General features: G+C 70.1%; 1 protein-coding gene. It reads left to right on the forward strand.

Annotation, left to right across the window (positions count from 1 at the left end):
• The coding region (locus AC1DYP_RS24765) for a DUF4010 domain-containing protein (protein WP_477048558.1) at positions 1 to 602 on the forward strand (602 nt) is incomplete at its 5' end.
• Positions 603 to 1,265 lie beyond the last annotated feature (663 nt).

Genomic DNA, 1,265 nt, shown 5'->3' on the forward strand with positions numbered 1-1,265 from the left:
TGACCTCGGCCGTGGCGGGAGCCGTGCTCTCCATGACCTCGGCCGTGGCGGGAGCCGTGCTCTCCACCGTCGCCACCGTGATCCAGATGGCCGTGGTGGTGGGGGCCACCAGCCCGGCCGTCCTGCGGGCCATGGCCGCGCCCCTGATCGGCGCCGGTCTGGTCGCCGCGGGCTACGGCGCGGTCTTCACCATCGCGGCCCTGCGCACGCCGCCGCCCAAGGGGGAACAGGAGCCGGACAAGGCCTTCAGCCTGGCCGGCGCCCTGATCTTCGCCCTGACCCTGTCGGTGGTGCTGCTGGCCTCGGCCGCCCTGCGCGCCGAGTTCGGCGAGACCGGCGCGATCCTGGCGGCCGCCGTCGCCGGTTTCGTCGACACCCACGCGCCGGCCATCTCGATCGCCTCGCTGACGGCCAATGGCCGCATGCCGGCCCAGGACGCCGTCATCCCGATCCTGGCCGGCTTCACCACCAACACGATCACCAAGATCGTTGTGGCCGCCACCAGCGGAGGCCGCGCCTTCGCTCTGAGGGTGGCGCCCGGCGTGGTCCTCGTGGCGGCGGCCGCCTGGGCCGGTGCCTTGATCGGTCACGCCGTGAACTAGGGGTAAAAACTTATTCCCATCGCTCCCGGCGTGTTTCCCCAACGAATTCAACGCCGAAAATCCACTTATCCTCCCTCTTTCGCGCCAAGGCATAATCAACCCACTTCGAGGCGATGGGGAGGGCGCTAAGGCCTGCGACCTTCGCGGCCTTGGGGTGCGGTCGAGCGGGCGCGCTCGTCGGCGGCGGTTCGCCCTCAAGGCGGGCCGCGACCCTCGTCATCTGATGCCGGCCGGGCTCGGAACACGGATACGGCGTTGATGAAGGGGCTGGCGGCGCGACAGGCATGGGGTGACCCGTGCGTTCCGGGACCGGGCGACGCGAGCCCGGCCCGCCCGTCGGGGGCTTAAAGCCGGCGAGGCCTGAACAGGGCCGATCGCCGGACGCTCCCGGATAACGATCGCGCGGAGCGTCGGTCCTGGTCGAAACGGTATTTCTCTACAAAGCTTCCGGGCCTGGCCCGGCGCTCCGCGGCCCTCCCCACACCTTCAGCGGCTTTCCGCGTGAAGCGGTGAAGTCGTGTCATCCAGGCCCTCCCCCTTTGGGGGAGGTGTCGGCGAAGCCGACGGAGGGGGGAGTGATCTGCAGATGGCCAGATCCACGATCGACGACCCTAAAGTTCCCCCCACCGATCGCTGCGCGATCACCTCCCCCACAGGGGGAGG

This window comes from Caulobacter sp. P1_D6, from assembly GCF_056406095.1.